This is a genomic window from Agrobacterium sp. O3.4 (assembly GCF_041414895.1).
GTDB lineage: Bacteria > Pseudomonadota > Alphaproteobacteria > Rhizobiales > Rhizobiaceae > Agrobacterium > Agrobacterium cucumeris.
This window is the reverse complement of the sequence record NZ_JALPZP010000001.1, coordinates 87,270-106,231: the sequence shown is the minus strand read 5'-3', so window position 1 is coordinate 106,231 and position 18,962 is coordinate 87,270. Positions and strand designations below refer to the sequence as shown.

General features: G+C 59.6%; 19 protein-coding genes. 11 read left to right on the top strand and 8 right to left on the bottom strand.

Going from position 1 to position 18,962, the window contains the following annotated elements:
* The first annotated feature begins 112 nt into the window (after nt 1–112).
* Nucleotides 113–1,687 (top strand): Re/Si-specific NAD(P)(+) transhydrogenase subunit alpha, encoded by a 1,575-nt coding sequence (locus M0412_RS00455; protein ID WP_142840580.1) that lies wholly within the window; start codon nt 113–115, stop codon nt 1,685–1,687.
* Between the two features lie 20 nt (nt 1,688–1,707).
* Nucleotides 1,708–3,141 (top strand): NAD(P)(+) transhydrogenase (Re/Si-specific) subunit beta, encoded by a 1,434-nt coding sequence (locus M0412_RS00450; RefSeq protein ID WP_142840581.1) that lies wholly within the window; start codon nt 1,708–1,710, stop codon nt 3,139–3,141.
* Between the two features lie 180 nt (nt 3,142–3,321).
* On the opposite strand, the gene rutF is transcribed toward M0412_RS00450, so the two are convergent.
* From rutF to M0412_RS00415, 7 genes are all read right to left on the bottom strand, one after another.
* The gene (gene rutF, locus M0412_RS00445; RefSeq protein ID WP_269703422.1) at nt 3,322–3,846 is read right to left on the bottom strand and encodes an NADH-dependent FMN reductase RutF; all 525 of its coding nucleotides are present in this window, start codon (nt 3,844–3,846) and stop codon (nt 3,322–3,324) included.
* A 26-nt stretch (nt 3,847–3,872) separates the two neighbouring features.
* Nucleotides 3,873–4,481: a malonic semialdehyde reductase gene (locus M0412_RS00440; RefSeq protein ID WP_269703420.1), complete on the bottom strand. Its 609-nt coding sequence runs from the start codon at nt 4,479–4,481 to the stop codon at nt 3,873–3,875.
* A gap of 17 nt (nt 4,482–4,498) precedes the next feature.
* Entirely contained in the window at nt 4,499–5,290 is a 792-nt protein-coding gene (gene rutD, locus M0412_RS00435; RefSeq protein WP_269703418.1) for a pyrimidine utilization protein D, read from the bottom strand.
* A gap of 13 nt (nt 5,291–5,303) precedes the next feature.
* The gene (rutC, locus tag M0412_RS00430) at nt 5,304–5,690 is read right to left on the bottom strand and encodes a pyrimidine utilization protein C (protein WP_269703416.1); all 387 of its coding nucleotides are present in this window, start codon (nt 5,688–5,690) and stop codon (nt 5,304–5,306) included.
* A 24-nt stretch (nt 5,691–5,714) separates the two neighbouring features.
* Nucleotides 5,715–6,455, bottom strand: coding sequence for a pyrimidine utilization protein B (gene rutB / locus M0412_RS00425; RefSeq protein WP_006312121.1), 741 nt, complete (start codon nt 6,453–6,455; stop codon nt 5,715–5,717).
* Nucleotides 6,452–7,543, bottom strand: a complete 1,092-nt coding sequence (gene rutA / locus M0412_RS00420) for a pyrimidine utilization protein A (protein WP_046801552.1) — start codon at nt 7,541–7,543, stop codon at nt 6,452–6,454. Before rutA ends, rutB begins: the two co-directional genes overlap by 4 nt.
* 460 nt (nt 7,544–8,003) lie before the next feature.
* Nucleotides 8,004–8,615 carry a biliverdin-producing heme oxygenase gene (locus M0412_RS00415; protein ID WP_269703412.1) on the bottom strand — a complete coding sequence of 204 codons (612 nt, stop codon included), beginning with the start codon at nt 8,613–8,615 and terminating at the stop codon, nt 8,004–8,006.
* A 313-nt stretch (nt 8,616–8,928) separates the two neighbouring features.
* Here M0412_RS00415 and M0412_RS00410 point away from each other — a divergent pair, with 313 nt between their 5' ends.
* The 9 genes from M0412_RS00410 to M0412_RS00370 all read left to right on the top strand — a co-directional run bounded on the left by M0412_RS00410 (nt 8,929) and on the right by M0412_RS00370 (nt 17,930).
* Complete coding sequence (locus M0412_RS00410; RefSeq protein WP_269703410.1) at nt 8,929–9,813, top strand: dihydrodipicolinate synthase family protein; 885 nt, start codon at nt 8,929–8,931, stop codon at nt 9,811–9,813.
* A 21-nt stretch (nt 9,814–9,834) separates the two neighbouring features.
* A complete protein-coding gene (locus M0412_RS00405; RefSeq protein ID WP_110756346.1) occupies nt 9,835–10,491 on the top strand; it encodes a GntR family transcriptional regulator in 657 nt (218 codons plus the stop codon).
* A gap of 104 nt (nt 10,492–10,595) precedes the next feature.
* Nucleotides 10,596–11,927: an ABC transporter substrate-binding protein gene (locus M0412_RS00400; RefSeq protein ID WP_269703409.1), complete on the top strand. Its 1,332-nt coding sequence runs from the start codon at nt 10,596–10,598 to the stop codon at nt 11,925–11,927.
* Nucleotides 11,927–12,865 carry a carbohydrate ABC transporter permease gene (locus M0412_RS00395; protein WP_269703407.1) on the top strand — a complete coding sequence of 313 codons (939 nt, stop codon included), beginning with the start codon at nt 11,927–11,929 and terminating at the stop codon, nt 12,863–12,865. The genes M0412_RS00400 and M0412_RS00395 overlap by 1 nt, the downstream gene beginning before the upstream one ends.
* 14 nt (nt 12,866–12,879) lie before the next feature.
* On the top strand, nt 12,880–13,701 hold the full coding sequence (locus M0412_RS00390) for a carbohydrate ABC transporter permease (RefSeq protein WP_170985890.1): 822 nt from the start codon (nt 12,880–12,882) through the stop codon (nt 13,699–13,701).
* A gap of 101 nt (nt 13,702–13,802) precedes the next feature.
* Nucleotides 13,803–14,861 carry an ABC transporter ATP-binding protein gene (locus tag M0412_RS00385; RefSeq protein ID WP_269703405.1) on the top strand — a complete coding sequence of 353 codons (1,059 nt, stop codon included), beginning with the start codon at nt 13,803–13,805 and terminating at the stop codon, nt 14,859–14,861.
* 20 nt (nt 14,862–14,881) lie between these two features.
* On the top strand, nt 14,882–15,841 hold the full coding sequence (locus tag M0412_RS00380) for a sugar kinase (protein ID WP_269703403.1): 960 nt from the start codon (nt 14,882–14,884) through the stop codon (nt 15,839–15,841).
* A 143-nt stretch (nt 15,842–15,984) separates the two neighbouring features.
* Nucleotides 15,985–17,043 carry a P1 family peptidase gene (locus M0412_RS00375; RefSeq protein ID WP_269703401.1) on the top strand — a complete coding sequence of 353 codons (1,059 nt, stop codon included), beginning with the start codon at nt 15,985–15,987 and terminating at the stop codon, nt 17,041–17,043.
* Nucleotides 17,044–17,063: 20 nt separating this feature from the next.
* Nucleotides 17,064–17,930, top strand: a complete 867-nt coding sequence (locus tag M0412_RS00370; protein WP_174030358.1) for a D-amino-acid transaminase — start codon at nt 17,064–17,066, stop codon at nt 17,928–17,930.
* Between the two features lie 65 nt (nt 17,931–17,995).
* On the opposite strand, the gene M0412_RS00365 is transcribed toward M0412_RS00370, so the two are convergent.
* The gene (locus M0412_RS00365; RefSeq protein WP_142840590.1) at nt 17,996–18,892 is read right to left on the bottom strand and encodes a LysR substrate-binding domain-containing protein; all 897 of its coding nucleotides are present in this window, start codon (nt 18,890–18,892) and stop codon (nt 17,996–17,998) included.
* Between the last annotated feature and the right edge of the window lie 70 nt (nt 18,893–18,962).

Genomic DNA, 18,962 nt, shown 5'->3' with positions numbered 1-18,962 from the left:
CTGTCGCAGCGGGCTGTCATTCCGTCGCAGGCAAGACAAAATCAATATGAAGACAAAGCCCCCCTGAATAGGTTATGACCCCCCTATATTATCAGGCACAGGGAGAGCCATTTTGAAGATCGGGACGCCCAGGGAATTATATGAAGGCGAGGCGCGCGTCGGTATGACGCCCGACAGCGCCCAGGCATTGCAGAAACTCGGATATGATTGCATCGTTGAGGCCGGTGCGGGCAAGGCGGCGGGATTTTCCGACGACGCCTATCGCGCAGCCGGGGTTACCGTCGTCGATAGCGCGGATGCGCTTTACGCCGGATCCGACATCATCGCCAAGGTTCGACCGCCGGAAACGTCGGAGATTGATCGCCTGTCTTCGGACAAGACGCTGATCTCGTTCTTCTACCCCGCCCAGAACAAGGACCTTCTGGAGCAGGCCAAGGAAAAGGGCGCAAACGTCATCGCCATGGACATGGTGCCGCGTATTTCCCGCGCCCAGAAGATGGACGCGCTGTCCTCCATGGCCAATATCGCCGGTTATCGCGCGGTCATCGAGGCCGGCAATAATTTCGGCCGCTTTTTCACCGGTCAGGTCACCGCCGCCGGCAAGGTGCCGCCCGCCAAGGTTCTGGTCATCGGTGCCGGCGTTGCCGGTCTTGCAGCGATCGGCACGGCCACCTCGCTCGGCGCCATCACCTATGCATTCGACGTTCGCCCTGAGGTGGCCGAGCAGATCGAATCCATGGGCGCGCAATTCGTCTATCTCGATTTCGCCGATCAGCAGCAGGATGGTGCCGCCACCGGCGGTTATGCCGCCCCCTCCTCGCCGGAATTCCGCGAGAAGCAGCTGGAGAAGTTCCGCGAGCTCGCACCGCAGATCGATATCGTCATCACCACGGCGCTCATTCCGGGTCGCGATGCCCCGAAGCTGTGGCTGGCCGACATGGTGGCGATGATGAAGCCGGGTTCTGTCATCATAGACCTTGCGGCCGAGCGCGGCGGCAATTGCGATCTGACGGTTCCCGACCAGCGCGTTGTGTCCGACAATGGCGTCATCGTCATCGGCTACACGGATTTCCCGAGCCGCATGGCGGCGCAGGCCTCGACGCTCTATGCCACCAACATCCGTCACATGATGACCGATCTGACGCCCGGAAAAGACGGCAAGCCGGTTCACAACATGGAAGACGATGTCATCCGTGGCGCCACCGTCACCTATCAGGGCGAAATAACATTCCCGCCGCCGCCGCCGAAAATCCAGGCGATTGCCGCGCAGAAACCGAAGGAAAGAGCCAAAGAGCTCTCGCCCGAGGAAAAACACGCGAAGGAACGGGCCGAGTTCAAGGCACAGACGAAAAACCAGGTCGGGCTGCTCGTTATCGGCACGGCACTGCTGCTTCTCGTCGGTCTGTTTGCACCGGCAAGCTTCATGAGCCACTTCATCGTCTTCGTGCTCGCCTGCTTCATCGGTTTCCAGGTCATCTGGAATGTCAGCCATTCGCTGCACACGCCGCTGATGGCGGTGACGAATGCCATTTCCGGCATCGTCATTCTGGGCGCGCTGCTGCAGATCGGCTCCGGCAACTGGCTGGTGGTGATCCTTGCCTCGCTTTCCGTCCTGATCGCAACGATCAACATCGTCGGCGGTTTCCTCGTGACACGGCGCATGCTCGCCATGTTCCAGAAGTCGTAAGCCAAGCGGGGATCTTATAAATGACCATTGGTATCGTTTCCGCGGCCTATGTTGCCGCAGCCGTTCTTTTCATCCTTTCGCTTGGCGGCCTTTCCGGCCAGGAAAGCGCCAAACGCGCCGTCTGGTACGGTATAACGGGCATGGGCCTTGCCGCCGCCGCCACGGTCTTCGGACCTGATGTCGGCATAGGCTTCATCGTCCTGTTGATGATCGCGGGTGGCTCCGTCCTCGGTTATTACGTCGCAAACCGCGTACAGATGACCGAAATGCCGCAGCTTGTGGCAGCCCTTCACTCCTTCGTTGGCCTCGCCGCGGTCTTCATCGGCTTCAACGCCCATATCGAAGAAGCGCATGTCGCCTCGCTCGATGAGACGGCACGCTCGCTGCTGACAGGCTTTTCCGCCATCCTCGCCCACAAGACGCCTGTCGAACTGGCGATCATGAAGGTCGAGGTCTTCCTCGGCGTCTTCATCGGCGCAGTCACCTTCACCGGCTCCGTTGTCGCCTTCGGCAAGCTTGCCGGCAAGGTGGACGGCAAGGCGAAGAAACTGCCGGGTGGACATGTCCTTAATGCCGGCGCCGCGATCCTGTCGCTCGTGCTGCTCATCATGTATTGCAACGGCGCGGGCGCATGGTCGCTGGTGCTGATGACGCTGCTGGCCTTCTTCATCGGTTACCACCTGATCATGGGCATCGGCGGCGCCGACATGCCGGTCGTCGTCTCTATGCTGAACAGCTATTCCGGCTGGGCGGCGGCTGCCATCGGCTTCACGCTCGGCAACGATCTGCTGATCGTCACCGGCGCGCTGGTCGGCTCTTCGGGTGCGATCCTGTCCTACATCATGTGCAAGGCCATGAACCGCTCCTTCGTCTCGGTCATCCTCGGCGGCTTCGGCGGCACGACGGGTCCGGCGATGGAAATCGAGGGCGAGCAGGTTGCGATCGACGCCGAAGGTGTCGCAGCGGCATTGAACGATGCCGACAGCGTCATCATCGTGCCCGGTTACGGCATGGCGGTAGCGCAGGCGCAAAGCGCGGTTTCGGAACTGACCCGCAAGCTGCGCGCCGACGGCAAGACCGTGCGCTTCGCCATCCACCCCGTCGCAGGCCGTCTTCCCGGCCACATGAACGTGCTGCTCGCCGAAGCCAAGGTGCCTTACGACATCGTGCTGGAAATGGACGAAATCAACGACGATTTCCCCAATACCGACGTCGTCATCGTCATCGGCTCCAACGACATCGTCAACCCGGCGGCGCAGGACGACCCGAACTCGCCAATCGCGGGCATGCCGGTGCTGGAAGTGTGGAAGTCGAAGCTCGTCATCGTCTCCAAACGAGGCCAGGGAACGGGCTACTCCGGCATCGAGAACCCGCTGTTCTACAAGGACAATACGCGGATGTTCTACGGTGATGCGAAGAAGTCGATCAACGATCTTCTGCCGCTGATCAAGTAACGAAAAGGGCGTTTCCGGGAAACCGGAAACGCCCTTCGAATTTCTGAGACGCTATTCCACCTCAACGTCATCCTCGGGCTTGACCCGAGGATCCATCGCGCGTCAGTTTGTGGATCCTCGGGTCAAGCCCGAGGATGACGACGGTCAGGTTCGAGCTGGTGCTCAGCCAAACAGTCACCTTCAAAGCATCCGATAACGCCGGTTGAAATACATCAGCGCCTCATCGCCCCCATTGATCTTCATATCCACGACATTGCAGATCAGAATATCATGCGTGCCGCCGTCATGGGCCTCGCGGATGCGGCAGTCGAAAGAGACGAGCGCGTCTTCCAGAACCGGCGCGCCGGTTTCAAGCACACCCCAGCTGCCGGCAGCAAAACGCTCATCGGCCGGCGTCTTGCCACCGAAAAGCGTGCTCAGCACCTCGTGATGTGCGGCGAGCGTGTTGACGCAGATGACACCGTTTGCCTTCACCACCTTATAGGCTGAAGCATTGCGGTTGAGGCAGACAAGAAGCGTGGGCGGATTGTCGGAAACGCTGCAGACGGCGGTTGCTGCAAAGCCGGCACGACCAGCTGCACCATTGGTAGTGACGATGTTGACCGCCGCACCGAGCCGCGCCATGGCGTTTCTATAATCGAGGCTGCGTTGCTCTGCAGTCTTCGTCTCCATTTCCGCTTCCTTTTCAAGAGACATCATCTGCATCTAACCCATCCTTCCTTAACAGGCCATCAAGCCAGCACGCAGGCGTCTTCAAAGCCAAGCCGCGGCAGGCGGCCGAAGAGCTTCGACGGATCACCATGGCCGAGATTGATCAGGAAATTGGATTTCCACGTCGTGCCGGCGAAAAATGCCGCATCCACCTTGCCCTTGTCGAAACCGGACATGGCCCCGGTATCCAGCCCCAAAGCCCGGGCCGCGAGAATGAGATAACCCGCCTGCAGCGTGCCATTGCGGAAGGCCGTCTCCTCGGCCATGGCCGCGCTGGAGGTGAACCACGAACGGGCATCGGCATGGGGAAACAGCACCGGCAGCTTCTCGTAAAATTCGCTGTCGATTGCGGCGATGACCGTGACCGGAGCCGCCATGGTCTTTTCGAGATTGCCGGAAGACAGCGCGGGCCGAAGCTTTTCCTTGGCTTCCGGGCTGCGCACGAACACGAAACGGCCGGGCGAGCAATTGGCCGAGGTCGGCCCCATCTTCGTCAGATCGTAAAGCGCCTTCAGCGTCTCGTCACTGACCGGCTGGTCCGTCCAGCCATTATGGGTGCGCGCCTCGGTGAAAAGCGTTGCCAGTGCCTTGCTGTCCAGAGGAGCCGTGTCATCAAGTGCTTTCGTCATGTTACTTTAAAATCCTGTCAGAATGTCTGGGTGCTCGGCAGCAGAAACTGCAGAAGCCTTGTGTTGAAAAGCTCGGGCTCGGTGATATTGACCGCATGCGCGCCGAAATCGAGAAGACAAAGCTCGCTTTGCTGCAAGCTATCGGCAAGCCGCTGCGAACGTGTATAGGGCACCAGAAGATCGTCCTTCGTCGCCAACACCAGCACCGGATTGCCGATCTCGCCCAGCCGGCTATCGATATCGAAAGCCCGAAGCGCCGCGATGCGCCGCAGCACATTCGCCTTGCCCTGAAAATGCGCGACGCCATGGGCATCGTCCCGCGCCAGACGCTCCTGATGTTCCGACATCCATGCGGCCGGATAAAGAAACAGCGGCTGGGCTTTCACGAACGCCTCGACGCCGGATTTTTCCAGAAGCTCGATCCGCACATCGAAGCAGCGCCCGGAATGCGGATCGGCCTTGCTCCAGGCATTGATGAGCACAAGCCGGTCGATCAGATCAGGCTTGCGCAGCGCGATATCGAGACCGATCAGGCCGCCGAGCGCATGGCCCATGAAGTGGAATGTTTCGAGGTTCAGCGCCGAGGCAATCTCCAGCACGTCATCCGCCATCGCCGATATGCCGCCCTCTGCCGGCACCTCGCCGCCGGTCCTGCCGGTTCCGCGATGGTCATAGGTGACGATGCGGAAATGATCGGAAAGGGCATCGATCTGCGGCGTCCAGTAAGTGCCCGATCCACCCAGCCCCGAAGACAGCAATATGGTTGCCGCCTCAGGATCAGTCCGGCCATGAACCTCGAAATGCATCATCTGCCGTTTCGTCCTATTTGCCGATATGGGCGACGGTGGCGATTTCCACCAGCGCGTCGGGTTTTACCAGACCGCACTGGATGCAATAACGCGCCGGCTTGTCGCCGGGAAAATATTCGGCATAGACCGTGTTGACGGCCTGGTAGTTCGCCCAGTCGGTGATGAAGATGTGGTTCATCGTCACGTCCTCCATCGTGCCGCCGGCGGTTTCGATGACGGACTTGATGGTTTCCAGAACATGACGGGTCTGCGCGCTGGCATCGCCCAGATGCACGACATTATTGTCCTTGTCGAAGGGCAGCGTGCCCGAAACGTAAACCACGCCATCGGCAAGGGTTCCCGGCGAAAAGGGAGCGATGGGTTTGCTGGTACCGGCAGGCACGATAATCTTTTTCGGCATTTCGTTCTCCTCTTGTGTTGAATATCAAGCGCTGACGGGTGCGGCCTGCGAGATGACACCGCAGAAATCATTGACGGTGGCGACCCAGCCGAAAAACTTCTCAACATTGTAGACCGTCGCCTGCTGGATAAAGTCCGGGCCCAGATGATGGGTGGCATCCTCCAGCATCACCCCGAAATATTCGAGATGGAAGGCATCGCGCAGCGAGCTTTCGACGCAGACATTGGTGGCAATGCCGACGAACACCAGATTACGGATGCCGCGGGCGCGCAAAACGCTGTCCATATTGGTGTTGAAGAAACCGCTGTAACGCGTCTTCGGCACCAGAATATCGCCAGGCTGCGGCTGCAATTCGTCGACGATGGCATAATCCCATGTGCCCTTGGCCAGGAGCTGGCCCTGCAATTCCGGACGTTTGCGCATGGTCTTCAGCGCGTTGGATTTATGCCAGTTGGGTGAGCCCGGCCCACCCGCCTCGACATAATCCTTGTCCCAGCCATTCTGGAAATAGATGACCTGCACGCCCGCCGCGCGTGCCGCATCCAGCGTTTTCTTGATGTTGGCGATGGTGCCCTTGGCCCCTGATATATCGAACCCGGCCAGATCGACATAACCGCCTTCGGTCGAATAGGCATTCTGCATGTCGACCACGACAACGGCAGTCTCGCTGGGTTTCAGGGTAATCGGCTCCGGCCTTGCGGGAAGCGTGACGCTTTCCGAACGGCTTTCCGGCCCCTTGTAACCCGCCACGACGGCTTCACTCATTCCGCAGCCTCCAGTCCGGCCTGAACATGCGCCCGGCTCTTCATCAGCGGCTGCACATATTTGCCGAATTTTTCGACGCCCTCGAGGAAGTCGTCGAAAGTCAGCATCACGCCGCCCGTTCCCGGCACTTCGCTCATCTCGTCCAGCATCGCCGCCACTTCCTCATAGGAGCCGATCAGCGTTCCCATGTTGATGTTGACCGCCGAGACGGGATTGGACATGTGCCGCACATTGGTGTCGGAGCCGGATTTGGTGTCGACGGCGCTTTGCAGGCCGAGCCACTTGATCGCATCCTCATCCGCACCCGCCTTGTAATGCTCCCACTTCGCCCAGGCGTCTTCGGATTTTTCCTCGGCAAGCACCATCGTCAGCACAACGGACTTGACCTCGCGGCCGGACTTTTCCGTTGCGGCCAAAAGCCGTTCATTGGTGGGCGCGAAGGCCTTCGGTGTATTGACGCCAACACCGAAGCAGAAGCTGTAATCGGCAAACTTGGCAGAAAACGCCATGCCGGAATTGGAGGATCCAGCGCAGATGAGCTTCACATCACCCTGCGGCACCGGCTTCATGCGGCAATCCTCCATCTTGAAGAACTTGCCGTTGAAATCCGATTGCCCGTCCGTCAGCAACTCTTTCAGAACGGTGGTGTATTCGCCGAGATATTCGTAGCGATCACCGAAATAATCGTCGCCCGGCCAAAGCCCCATCTGGCTGTATTCCGGACGCTGCCAGCCGGTAATCAGGTTGATGCCGAAACGGCCGCCGGAAATGGAATCGATCGTCGTTGCCATACGCGCAACAATGGCCGGCGGCATGACCAGCGTGGCGGCCGTGCCGAAAAGCTTGATCTTGGAGGTGACGGCGGCAAGGCCCGCCATCAGCGTGAAGGATTCCAGATTATAATCCCAGAACTCTGTCTTGCCGCCAAAGCCGCGCAGCTTGATCATCGACAGCGCAAAGTCGAAGCCATATTGCTCCGCCTTCAGCGTGATTGCCTTGTTCAGGTCGAAGCTCGGCTTGTATTGCGGCGCGTTTTCAGAAAGAAGCCACCCATTGTTCCCGATCGGGATAAAAACACCAACTTCCATTTTGCTGTTCCCTTTTTACGTCAGGTGTCTCCTGACTTGACAAAAGAGTAGCAGGTTCCGTGCCAGACCAAATAAAATAATTTTATCAAATGGATAAAATTTTGGGGCGGGCGGAGCTTTGACCAAAAGACAAAAAATTTATCATTTGGTCAAAATATTTGCCTGTTTATTTGGCAAATGTTGAGAGCGATACGTCAAAGGTGAGCGGCCCTCACCACACTCACAGACCGATGTAAGAAATTCGAAGGCGCTCCTCCGTCATGCCGGACCCGATCCGGCATCCAGCCACGGCGCGTCTGCGCCGTGAATAGAGTCTTTCGCGATCAAGGACTTGATCGCGCTGGACCCCGGATCAAGTCCGGGGTAACGGCGCTGGGGTGCTGAGACTCAATCAAAATCGCACACGCGACGGGGCACTTCTGCGCGATGAGGACAACAATCGCGCAGCTATGCCAAAACCTCAACCCAGCCGATGCTGCGCATAGGCATGGACGGCCCGGAACGCAGCCTCGGCACCCGCGACAACCCGCTCTTCCTCTTCAACCGTCAGCGCAATTTCATCAAGCGCTGCGGTGAACGTGCGCCAATGCAGGCCGCGCCCTTCCGGTGCGCCGGCCAGATGGCGCGCGCCGAATTCTTCGCCAAGACCGAGCTTGGCTGCATCTTTCAGCAGGAAAGCCGCACCGAGATTGGAACCTTCGACCACATAAAGCCAGCCCATCGCCTCCGGCAGATCGAAGGGCGTTTCGCCGGTGAAACGCGCAGCCTTGGCTTCCGGAATAGCGAGACCAAGATCGGCAAGGTCCTGCTCGATCATGGCGAGACGGCGACGGCCTTTGAGATCGGGAAGCAGGCCATCAAGCGTGGCGTTGGAAAAGAAAACGTCGAGGTCGCGATGGAAAAGATATTGCGTCTCGACGAATTTGCCGAAGTTTTCGCGGCTCTCGAACGGCTTTGCGGCCATGATGAAAGTATCGAGGTCGCCATGGGCGCCACGCGTCGCCGCTTTCAGGCGCTTGACGCGGCTCTGTTCGATCTCTGCCACAGGCGCTGTCTGCTCCGCAATGGTCATGGTGATGGTCCCTTTATCCCTATATTCAGACTGCCTGATAAAAATCTTTACTCCAACAGTCAAATTTTATTTTCGCATTTTTTCGTGACCACCGGCAAAGCAAACAAGCGGGCAAAATGCGCGGCAAACGGCATCCGCGCCGATCATCCATAATCGCCCATCCCCGACCCCGCACAGACAAGGCGCTCGCCGCGTCGAAAACCGAATTCCTGCCCCGTCCTGAAGGCCTCAAACAATCACGCTGCAATTACTGCTTTACAACTAACATGTCAGTATGCCATCAATCCGCGGTCACCTTGGAGGAGCATCTTAATTGACCCAGAAATTCGGCCTTTCGGCAGCCCTGACGACACCGTTCAAGACAGACGGAACCGTCGATATCGATGCGATGATCGCGCATGCCCGCCGCTGCCTGTCAAACGGCTGTGATAGCGTGACGCTGTTCGGCACCACCGGTGAAGGATGCTCCGTCGGCAGCCGTGAACGACAGGTCATCCTGTCCCGCTTCATTGAGGCCGGTATTGCGCCATCGCGCATCGTCACCGGCGTTCTGGTGGACTCCATCGAGGATGCGGCGGACCAGTCAGCCGAGGCCCTGAAAGCGGGCGCCCGCAATATTCTTCTCGCTCCGCCGTCCTATTTCAAGAATGTCAGCGATGACGGGCTTTTTGCCTGGTTCTCGGCGGTTTTCGCAAAGATCGGCAAGGATGCACGCGACATCCTCGTCTACAATATCCCCTCCGTGACCATGGTGACATTGTCCGTCGAACTGGTAGGACGGCTGAAGGCGGCGTTTCCGGGCATCGTTACCGGCGTCAAGGATTCCTCAGGCAACTGGAGCCATACCGAGCGCCTGCTGAAAGAGCATGGCGATCTCGCCATCCTGATCGGCGATGAGCGTGATCTCGCCAGGGGCGTTCGCCTTGGCGGCCAGGGCGCCATCTCCGGTGTCGCCAATTTCCTGACGCAGGAAGTCCGCGCCATGGCCGTTGACGGCAAGGACGACAAGCGCATCGTCGATCTTGTTGTGGAACTTCTGAAATTTCCGGTTACGCCTGCCGTCAAGGTGCTGGTATCACACACGACAGGCGAAAATATCTGGGCGGATGTGCGCGCGCCGCTCGTCGCCATTTCACCTGAGGATCAACGGCAGATCGAAGGCGCTTTCGACGCGCTGTTTCGCAAACAGGCCGCTTGAACAGACCTTGAAAGGTTGAGCATGGACGATACCGGCGAACAGACATTGCGGGAACGGGCGTATGAAAGCTTTACGCATCACCTCCTCTCGCGTGATGTTCGCCCGGGGCAATTCATCTCGCAACGCCGCCTCGTGGAATTGACGGGTCTGCCGCTGGGGGCGATCCGGGAGGCAATTCCGCGGCTGGAGGCGGAAGGGCTGATCAAGACCGTGCCGCAGCGGGGTTTGCAGGTCGCCCATATCGACATCAACCTTATCCGTGAAGCATTCCAGTTCCGCATCTTCCTTGAAAAGGAGGCCGTGGCGCTGTTTACCCGCTCGGCTTCCGATGAGGCCATCGCCAAGCTTTTGAAACAGCATCGCGATATTGCCGAAGCAGCTGAAAATAGCGGAGAATCGCCGGAGCTCGATCAGCATGCCCAGCAGGTGGACTGGGGCATGCACGATGCCTTCATCGATAGTCTCGGCAATTCGATCATCTCGAATGCCTACCGCGTCAATTCCATCAAGATGCGCCTCATCAACCAGGAGCGGTTTCGCATCGCCGGCCATGTGAAGTCGGTGATGAAGGAACATCTCGCCATTCTCGAAGCCATCGAGAAACGATCCGTGGAAGACGCCGTGGAACGGCTGACCGCCCATATCCGCAACGCAAGGGACAGGGCGCTGGCGGTGTAAGGCAATTCCGGCAGGGTAAAAAACGGTCCTGCGCCGGGATTGCAGGAAAATAAGCAACAAGCCGGGGTGAGGAGAATTTCCGGCTAATCTGGAGGAGAACTGACATGACGCATTCATTGCTCAACCCCACGCGTCGCGCCTTTCTGGCAGGCACGGCGGCGCTTGGCGGCAGCGCGATGCTCGGCATTCGCCCGGCATCGGCGGCGGTGAACTGGAAAAAACACGCCGGCACCACGCTTGAGGTCAATCTCGTCAAAAGCCCGCGCAGCGAAACGCTGATCAAATATCTCGGCGAATTCGAAGAACTGACCGGCATCAAGGTCAATGCCGAGGCAACCCCGGAACAGCAGCAGCGCCAGAAGGTCGTCATCGAGCTTTCCTCCGGCAAGCCGAGCTTCGACGTCGTGCATCTGAGCTATCACGTCCAGAAGCGCCAGTTCGAAAAGGGCAAGTGGCTGGCCGATATCAGCGGCTTCCTGAAGGATCCGTCGCTTACCGATCCGTCGCTCGTCGAAAAGGATTTCGCCGAAGCCGGCATGTTGTTTGCCAAGGATAGCGACGGCGTGCTGCGCTCGCTGCCCTTCTCGGTGGATTACTGGATCGTCTACTGGAACAAGGAACTCTTCGAGGCCAAGGGCCTGAAATACCCTGAAACCTTCGAGGAACTGGTAACGGCGGCGGAAAAGATCACCGATCCCGCAACCAACACCTATGGTTTCGTCGCCCGTGGCCTGAAGAACGCCAATACCCCGGTCTGGACCTCGCTGATGCTGGGTTATGGCGCAAAGCCGATCGGTGCGGACGGAAAGATCGACACCGAATCCAAGGAAGCGGTGGAAGCGGCAGCGCTTTACCAACGCCTGATGACCAAGGCAGCACCTCCCGGCGTCTCCGGCTTCAACTGGGCGGAAGCGCAGTCGGCCTTCCTGCAGGGCAAGATCGGCATGTGGTTCGATGGCGTCGGTTTTGCGCCGCCGATCGAGAACCCGGAAAAATCCCGCGTCGTCGGCAAGGTCGGTTACGGCGTCATGCCGAAAGGCCCGGCAGTTCAGGCCGCCGGCACGTTTGGCGATGGTCTCGGCGTCGTCGAAGCCAGCAGCAAGAAGGAAGCCGCTTACCTCTTCTGCCAATGGGCGATCTCGCATGAAATGGGCGCGCGTCTGTTGCAGGCCGGCGCCGGCGTTCCATTCCGCCAGTCCATCCTCGAAGACCAGAAGGTCCGCGAAGGCGTGAAGATGCCGGCCGCCTGGCTGGATGCCGTTGTCGGTTCCGGCAAGGTCTCGCAGCTTGCGCTTCCCGTCATCATTCCGGTGACGGAGTTCCGCGACATCTACGGCGTCGGCCTCACCAACATGATCGGCGGCGCGGACCCGGCGGCTGAACTGAAAAAGGCGACGGAACAGTTCGCACCCGTTCTGGCACGTAGCGAGGGATAATGGCCTCCGTGAGCATCGAAAACACCAAGACAGGCGTCAGTCGTAGAGAAGGGAGCAGGCCGGCAAGGCTTGCTCCCAACTACTGGCCCTTCGTCATGCCGGCACTTATCGTCATTCTGGCTGTCATCGTTTTTCCATGGGTGTTTACCCTGTGGATGAGCGTGCACCGCTGGACGCTCGGACAGGAGCAGAGCTTTATCGGTTTCGAGAACTATATCCGGCTCGCCGGTGATATCAGGTTCTGGGAATCGCTCTGGCATACGCTCATTTATACCGTGCTGTCGGTGGTCGCCCCGCTGTTCCTCGGAACATTGGCGGCACTGGTTTTCGATGCGCAGTTTCCGCTGCGCGGTTTTCTGCGCGGCGTTTTCGTCATGCCGATGATGGCGACCCCGGTCGCCATCGCGCTCGTCTGGACCATGATGTTCCACCCGCAGCTCGGCGTCCTGAACTATCTGCTATCGCTCATCGGCATCGGGCCGCTGGAATGGATCTACAACCAGTCGACCGTCATTCCCTCGCTGGTGCTAGTGGAAACCTGGCAGTGGACGCCGCTCGTCATGCTGATCGTGCTCGGCGGGCTGGCCGCAGTGCCGCGCGAACCCTATGAAAGTGCTGAAATCGACGGTGCCAACGCCTGGCAGAAATTCCGTTACCTGACCATGCCGATGATTGCGCCGTTTCTGATGATCGCCGTCATCATCCGCTCCATCGATGCCGTCAAAAGCTTCGACATCATCTATGCGATGACTCAAGGCGGGCCTGGCACGGCGTCTGAAACCATCAACATCTATCTCTATAATACGGCGTTTTCCTATTACGACATCGGTTACGGCTCGGCCATGGCCGTCGTCTTTTTCATCATCATCGTGGTGCTGTCCTTCGTGCTTTTGATGGTGCGCCAGCGCTCGCAATGGAACGAGATGGAGGATCGCTGATGTCTGGAAAAATCCTGAAACGCAAAAACCTCGATCGCATCGGCCTGTTCTTCGTGGCACTGGTGATGATCTCGCCGGTCATCCTGTTCTTCATCTGGATGATCTCGCTATCGCTGAAATATGAGATCGACAACGGCGCCTATCCGCCGATCCTCATTCCCGAACGTTTCGCCTGGTCGAACTATGTGAAGGTGTTCGAGGAGAACAATTTCTTCCTCTATTTCTGGAACTCGGTGCTCGTCACCGGTGCGGCAACCATTCTGGCGCTCGTCATCGGCGTACCCGCCGGTTACGGCATCGCCCGGCTGAAGGCCGAAAAATCCGCCGTCGTCATCATGATCGCCCGCATGACGCCTGGCCTTTCCTTCCTCATTCCGCTGTTCCTGCTGTTCCAATGGCTGAACCTCTTGGGCACGCTCTGGCCGCAGATCATCATCCATCTTGTGGTGACGGTGCCGATCGTCGTCTGGATCATGATCGGTTATTTCGAGACCACGCCGAAGGAACTGGAAGAGGCGGCAAGCATCGATGGCGCATCCTCCTGGCAGGTGTTCCGGCTGGTGGCGCTGCCGATTGCCAAGCCCGGCATCGTCGTCTCCTTCATCCTCGCGGTCATCTTCTCGTGGAACAACTTCGTCTTCGGCATCGTGCTGGCCAGCCGTGAAACGCGCACCCTGCCGGTCGCGGTCTACAACATGCTGTCCTTCGAACAGGTCAGCTGGGGGCCGCTGGCCGCAGCCGCGCTGATCGTGACGCTGCCGGTGCTGCTGCTCACCATGTTCGCACAGAAACAGATCGTGGCGGGTCTCACCGCCGGCGCCGTCAAGGGCGGCTGAACCAACAAAGGGCATTCCATGCCCTTGCTTTTTAAACGCAATTCCGGAAGCAAAACCGCGACACACTTTTGCTGGAATTGCTCATAACGGGAACCAAAAACATGGCACCGGTCAATATTCAAAATGTCCAGAAGCGCTTCGGCTCGGTCAACGTCATCCACGGTATCGATATCGACATCAAGGACGGAGAATTCGTCGTCCTCGTCGGCCCTTCCGGCTGCGGCAAGTCCACCCTGCTACGCATGATCGCTGGGCTGGAGGAACTGAGCGACGGCGAGATCCACATCGGCGCGCGCGAGGTCAGCCACCTGCCCGCCCGTGACCGCGATATCGCCATGGTCTTCCAGAACTACGCGCTTTATCCGCACATGACGGTCAAGGACAATATGGGCTTCGCTCTGAAGCTGAAGAAGGTCAGCGCCGAGGAAACCAGGGCCAAGGTCGACAGGGCCGCCGCCATTCTGGGACTGGAAAAGCTGCTGGACCGTTATCCGCGGCAGCTTTCCGGCGGCCAGCGCCAGCGTGTCGCCATGGGCCGCGCGCTGGTGCGCGATCCGCAGGTTTTCCTGTTCGACGAGCCGCTTTCCAACCTCGATGCCAAGCTGCGCGTGCAGATGCGCGGCGAGATCAAGGCCATGCACCAGCGCATCGGCACGACCACCATTTATGTCACCCACGACCAGGTGGAAGCCATGACCATGGCAGACAAGATCGTGGTGCTGCATGATGGCGTGATCGAGCAGATCGGCGCGCCGCTCGAGCTTTACGATAATCCCGCCAATCTTTTTGTTGCCGGTTTCATCGGTTCGCCGGCCATGAACTTCATTCGCGGCCGGGTGGAGGAAGGCGTCTTCCGCACCACAAAGGGCCTCAGCCTGCCGCTGCCCGCCAATGCCGAGATCGGCAAACTGGGCGGCCGCGACCTCGTCTACGGCGTACGGCCGGAACACATCCGGGCCGCCGAGACCGGCATTGAAGGCCGGGTAGAACTGGTCGAAGGCACCGGCTCGGAAATCTACGCCAAGCTCAACTGCAAGGGCGACGAGATCGCCTGCCTGTTCCGCGAGCGCCTCAATGTCCGCTTCGGCGATACGATCCACATTGCCATCGATCCGGCAACGGTGCATCTGTTCGACAAGGACAGCGGCAAGCGCATCTGAACACGGCAGGAGCGAAGAGAATGGTAAAGGAAGCGGGCGGCAAGCATGTGCTCTGCGTGGGCGCCGCCGTGCTGGACACCCTGTTTCGTGTGCATGACATGCCGAAGGGCGAAGGCAAGGTCCTGCCCTATGAGATGCTGCAGATCGCCGAAGGCATGGCGTCGAGCGCTGCTTATGCCGTGCATCGCATGGGCGGCCGCGCCAGCCTCTGGGGTGCGGTGGGCGACGACGAAACCGGCACCCGCATCCTGCGCGATCTCGCCGAAAGCGGCATCGATGTTGCGGGCATGACCATCGCCGCCGGCGCGCGCTCGGCTCTGTCGACGATCATCATCGATGACCGGGGAGAACGGCTGATCGTGCCTTTTTACGACCATCGCCTGCACGAGAAAAAACGCTCCTGCACGCCGGCAGATATTGCCCCGTTCGATGCCGTTCTGGTGGATGTGCGCTGGCCGGAACTGGCACTCGATGTGCTCACCGTGGCGCGTGCGCTTGGCAAACCCGCCATTCTGGATGGCGATGTGGCGCCGGTGGAAACGCTGGAGAAGCTTGCGCCCGCCGCAACCCATATCGTCTTTTCCGAACCCGCCGCCGCCCGGCTGACCGGACTTGAAACGGTGAAGGACATGCTGCCGGTGCTGCATTCGCGCTATCCGCAGACCTTCATCGCCGTCACCGCCGGTCCGCATGGCTGCTGGTGGACGGAGGCCGGTGATCCCACAGTGCATTTCCAGACGACCATGCAGGTTGAGGCAGTGGATACGCTGGCGGCGGGCGATATCTTCCACGGCACATTTGCGCTGGCGATGGCTGAAGGCATGCAAAGCCGCGCGGCCATCCGGCTCTCCTCCGTTGCCGCCGCGCTGAAATGCACCGTCTTCGGCGGCCGCATCGGCGCACCGACGCGCGAAGAGACGGAAGACGCGATGCGGCAATGGCTGGAGCGTGAAGGCGAAGCCGCGCTGCGCGCCTCCTGAGCGCATCCATTGCCCGCATAAAACTATTCCATTTTTGCGATGCCGTTTCCCGGCGAAGTAGTCTAACGTCAAGTCAGAGCAAAGCTTTTCGCAAGCCGCGCCTGTTCCACCTTGAGCCTGCATTCCGCAAAAGTGATCGCCCGATGCATCAGACGACCCGCCCGAGACTGCGCGATATCGGTTTCCGGCCCGGCCATTTCGAAACCGGCCCGCTTAACGCCATCACCGATGTCGAAGGCGTGACCATCGGCCATTCGACCGTCATCGAAGGCGACACGATCCGCACCGGCGCAACCGCGATCCTGCCGCATGGCGGCAATCTCTTTCAGGACAAGGTGCCCGCCGCCTTCGCCGTCTATAACGGCTTCGGCAAATTTGCCGGCTCCACCCAGATCGAGGAACTAGGCGAGCTCGAAACACCTGTTATCCTCACCAATACGCTGGCAACCGGTCGGGCCATCGAAGCGATCAACCGCCATACGCTGGCACAGCCGGGCAATGAGAAAGTCGTCTCGATCAACGCCGTCGTCGGCGAAACCAACGATTCCCGCCTGAACGACATTCGCGCCGGCCGCCCGACGGTCGATGAGATATCAGCTGCGCTCAAAAACGCGGCCACAGGCCCGGTGGCCGAGGGCGGCATTGGTGCCGGAACCGGTACGGTGGCCTTCGGCATGAAAGGCGGCATCGGCACCGCATCCCGCATCGTCACCATCGCCGGAACGACCTATACGATCGGCATTCTTGTCCAGTCCAATTACGGCGGCCATCTGCTGGTCTGCGGCACGCCTTATGCCAGCCCTGACCATAAGGACAAGGACGGCTCGATCGTCATCATTGTCGCCACCGACGCGCCACTCTCCGCCCGCAACCTGAAGCGTCTGGCAACCAGAAGCTTCGGCGGGCTGGCGCGCACGGGTGCAGCACTCAGCAATGGCTCCGGCGATTACGCTCTGGCCTTTTCCACCGATGAGCGGCTGCGCCGCACGCCTGCGCGCCGCAAGGCCGTCGCAGACTATCCAGAACTTTCCAATGATGCGATTTCGCCGCTCTTCGAAGCAGCGATTGAGGCGACGGAGGAAGCGATCCTCAATTCGCTCTGCGCAGCAACAACGACGACGGGCTTCAATGCCGGCACCGGCAAGGCCTCCACGGTCGAGTCCATTTCCATCGACGCCCTTAAAACCCTTCTTTCAGCCTGACTTTTCCAGACGGAGTTTTCATGACTAGCCCATCCGGTCGCATCGTTTACGTCAACGGCGAATTCCTGCCCGAAGCGGACGCCCGCCTCTCCATCTTCGACCGCGGTTTCCTGTTTGGCGACGGCATTTATGAAGTTACCTCCGTTCTGGAAGGCAAGCTGATCGACAGTGACCTGCACATGGCCCGGCTGGAGCGCAGCGCCCGCGAAATCGACGTGCCGCTGCCGGTCACCACGAAAGAGATCGTCGAGGCAGAGCGCCGCCTGATTGCCGACAACAACCTCGTCGAAGGCATGATCTACCTGCAGCTGACGCGTGGTGCCGAAGACCGCAATTTCCTGTTCTCCGCCGATCTGAAGCCGACGCTTGTCATGTTCACCCAAGCCAAGAAGCTGATCGGCACCCCCGTCGAAGAAGCCGGCATCGCCGTCAAATCGGTTCCCGACCAGCGTTGGGAACGTCGCGATATCAAGACCGTCTGCCTTTTGCCGCAGGTCATGGCCAAACGCATCGCCAAGGCTGAAGGCTGCGACGAAGCCTGGATGATCGAGGATGGTTTCGTCACCGAAGGCGCATCCTCGACCGCCTACATCGTCACCGCCGACAAGAAGATCATCACCCGCGGCAACAGCAACAAGACCCTGCCCGGCTGCACCCGTCTTGCCGCCCTGCAACTGGCCAGGGAAGCCGGCTTCACGCTGGAAGAGCGGCCTTTCACGCTGGAAGAGGCGCTGAATGCCGACGAGGCCTGCCTGACCAGCGCCTCCAACTTCGTGGTTTCGGTCACGAAGATCGACGGCAAGCCGGTGGGTAACGGCAAGCCCGGCCCGATGGTGAGCCGCCTGCGCGCGCTCTACCTCGAAAACGCCCGCCGCACCGCCATCTGATCGAAAACGTTTTGTTTGTCGCATTTCCGGATGGAAAACCGGGGTCCACTTTTCCCGGAAATGCTCTAACTTTCGAGAACCGCCCAGATGCGCTCAACCACGGGCCGGCGGTTCTCCTTGGAACGATAAAGCCTGATATCGACGGCAATATCGAAACTTGAATCAGCGGCGCGCACCAGAGCGCCGCTATCCAGTTCGTGCCGCATCAGGCTTTCCGGCACCCAGGCGACACCCCAGCCGGCCATCGCCATGGCTTTCAGCCCCACCGACATGCTGCCCTCATGCACCCGCTCGAATTGCGGCAGCCGCGCGCTCAGGAGATCGCGCAGCAACGGCCCGAAGAACGAGGCCTTTTCATAATCCAGATAGGCAAAGGGTTTTCGCGCATTTTCCACCAGCGCATGCAGCGGTGAACCATCTTTCGCCGGCGCGGAAACCGGAATGATGTTTTCTGCACCCAGCACGCGGAACTCGAAGGTCTGCGCATCGAGCAGCATCGGCACTTCGGGATGGGCATAGGTCAGAAGGAAATCACTCTGTCCGTCCACCAGCGAATTGAGGTTTTCCTCCATGCTGCCGGAATCCGGTCGCAGAACTGAAAACAGCGGTCCGGCCGTCTCGTTCACCCGTTTCAGCCAGTCGGGAAAGAAGGTGAAGGACAGGGTATGAAGCGCCGTCAGCCGAACGGTTCTGGCGTCGGCCCCTTCTTCCTGCAGCAGGGTACGCCGCGCATGGTAAAGCTGCTTCAGCGTCTCCTGCGCCACCGGCACGAATTTCACCCCGGCCTCGGTGAGCCGGGAGGGATAGGAAGCGCGGTCGACCAGCGTCGCACCCACCCAGGCTTCCAGCTGCTTGATGCGCCGGCTGAAGGCGGATTGCGTCACATGCCGCTCATCCGCCGCCTTCGAGAAATTGAGCGTTCCGGCCAGCGCCAGGAAATCCTCAAGCCATTTGACTTCCAAGGGCCTATTCTCCCACAAAGATGTTGTCCCGGCCTGCCGGGAACACGGGTCTTTATTAGGAGCAATGGAA

Coding starts and splice junctions, on each gene's coding strand:
- M0412_RS00375 (WP_269703401.1), top strand. CDS start 15,985: ATGCATCAGACGACCCGCCCGAGACTGCGCGATATCGGTTTCCGGCCC.
- M0412_RS00380 (WP_269703403.1), top strand. CDS start 14,882: ATGGTAAAGGAAGCGGGCGGCAAGCATGTGCTCTGCGTGGGCGCCGCC.
- M0412_RS00395 (WP_269703407.1), top strand. CDS start 11,927: ATGGCCTCCGTGAGCATCGAAAACACCAAGACAGGCGTCAGTCGTAGA.
- rutC (WP_269703416.1), bottom strand. CDS start 5,690: ATGCCGAAAAAGATTATCGTGCCTGCCGGTACCAGCAAACCCATCGCT.
- M0412_RS00385 (WP_269703405.1), top strand. CDS start 13,803: ATGGCACCGGTCAATATTCAAAATGTCCAGAAGCGCTTCGGCTCGGTC.
- M0412_RS00415 (WP_269703412.1), bottom strand. CDS start 8,615: ATGACCATTGCGGAGCAGACAGCGCCTGTGGCAGAGATCGAACAGAGC.
- M0412_RS00400 (WP_269703409.1), top strand. CDS start 10,596: ATGACGCATTCATTGCTCAACCCCACGCGTCGCGCCTTTCTGGCAGGC.
- rutF (WP_269703422.1), bottom strand. CDS start 3,846: ATGCAGATGATGTCTCTTGAAAAGGAAGCGGAAATGGAGACGAAGACT.
- rutD (WP_269703418.1), bottom strand. CDS start 5,290: ATGATGCATTTCGAGGTTCATGGCCGGACTGATCCTGAGGCGGCAACC.
- M0412_RS00450 (WP_142840581.1), top strand. CDS start 1,708: ATGACCATTGGTATCGTTTCCGCGGCCTATGTTGCCGCAGCCGTTCTT.
- M0412_RS00370 (WP_174030358.1), top strand. CDS start 17,064: ATGACTAGCCCATCCGGTCGCATCGTTTACGTCAACGGCGAATTCCTG.
- M0412_RS00405 (WP_110756346.1), top strand. CDS start 9,835: ATGGACGATACCGGCGAACAGACATTGCGGGAACGGGCGTATGAAAGC.
- rutA (WP_046801552.1), bottom strand. CDS start 7,543: ATGGAAGTTGGTGTTTTTATCCCGATCGGGAACAATGGGTGGCTTCTT.
- rutB (WP_006312121.1), bottom strand. CDS start 6,455: ATGAGTGAAGCCGTCGTGGCGGGTTACAAGGGGCCGGAAAGCCGTTCG.
- M0412_RS00440 (WP_269703420.1), bottom strand. CDS start 4,481: ATGACGAAAGCACTTGATGACACGGCTCCTCTGGACAGCAAGGCACTG.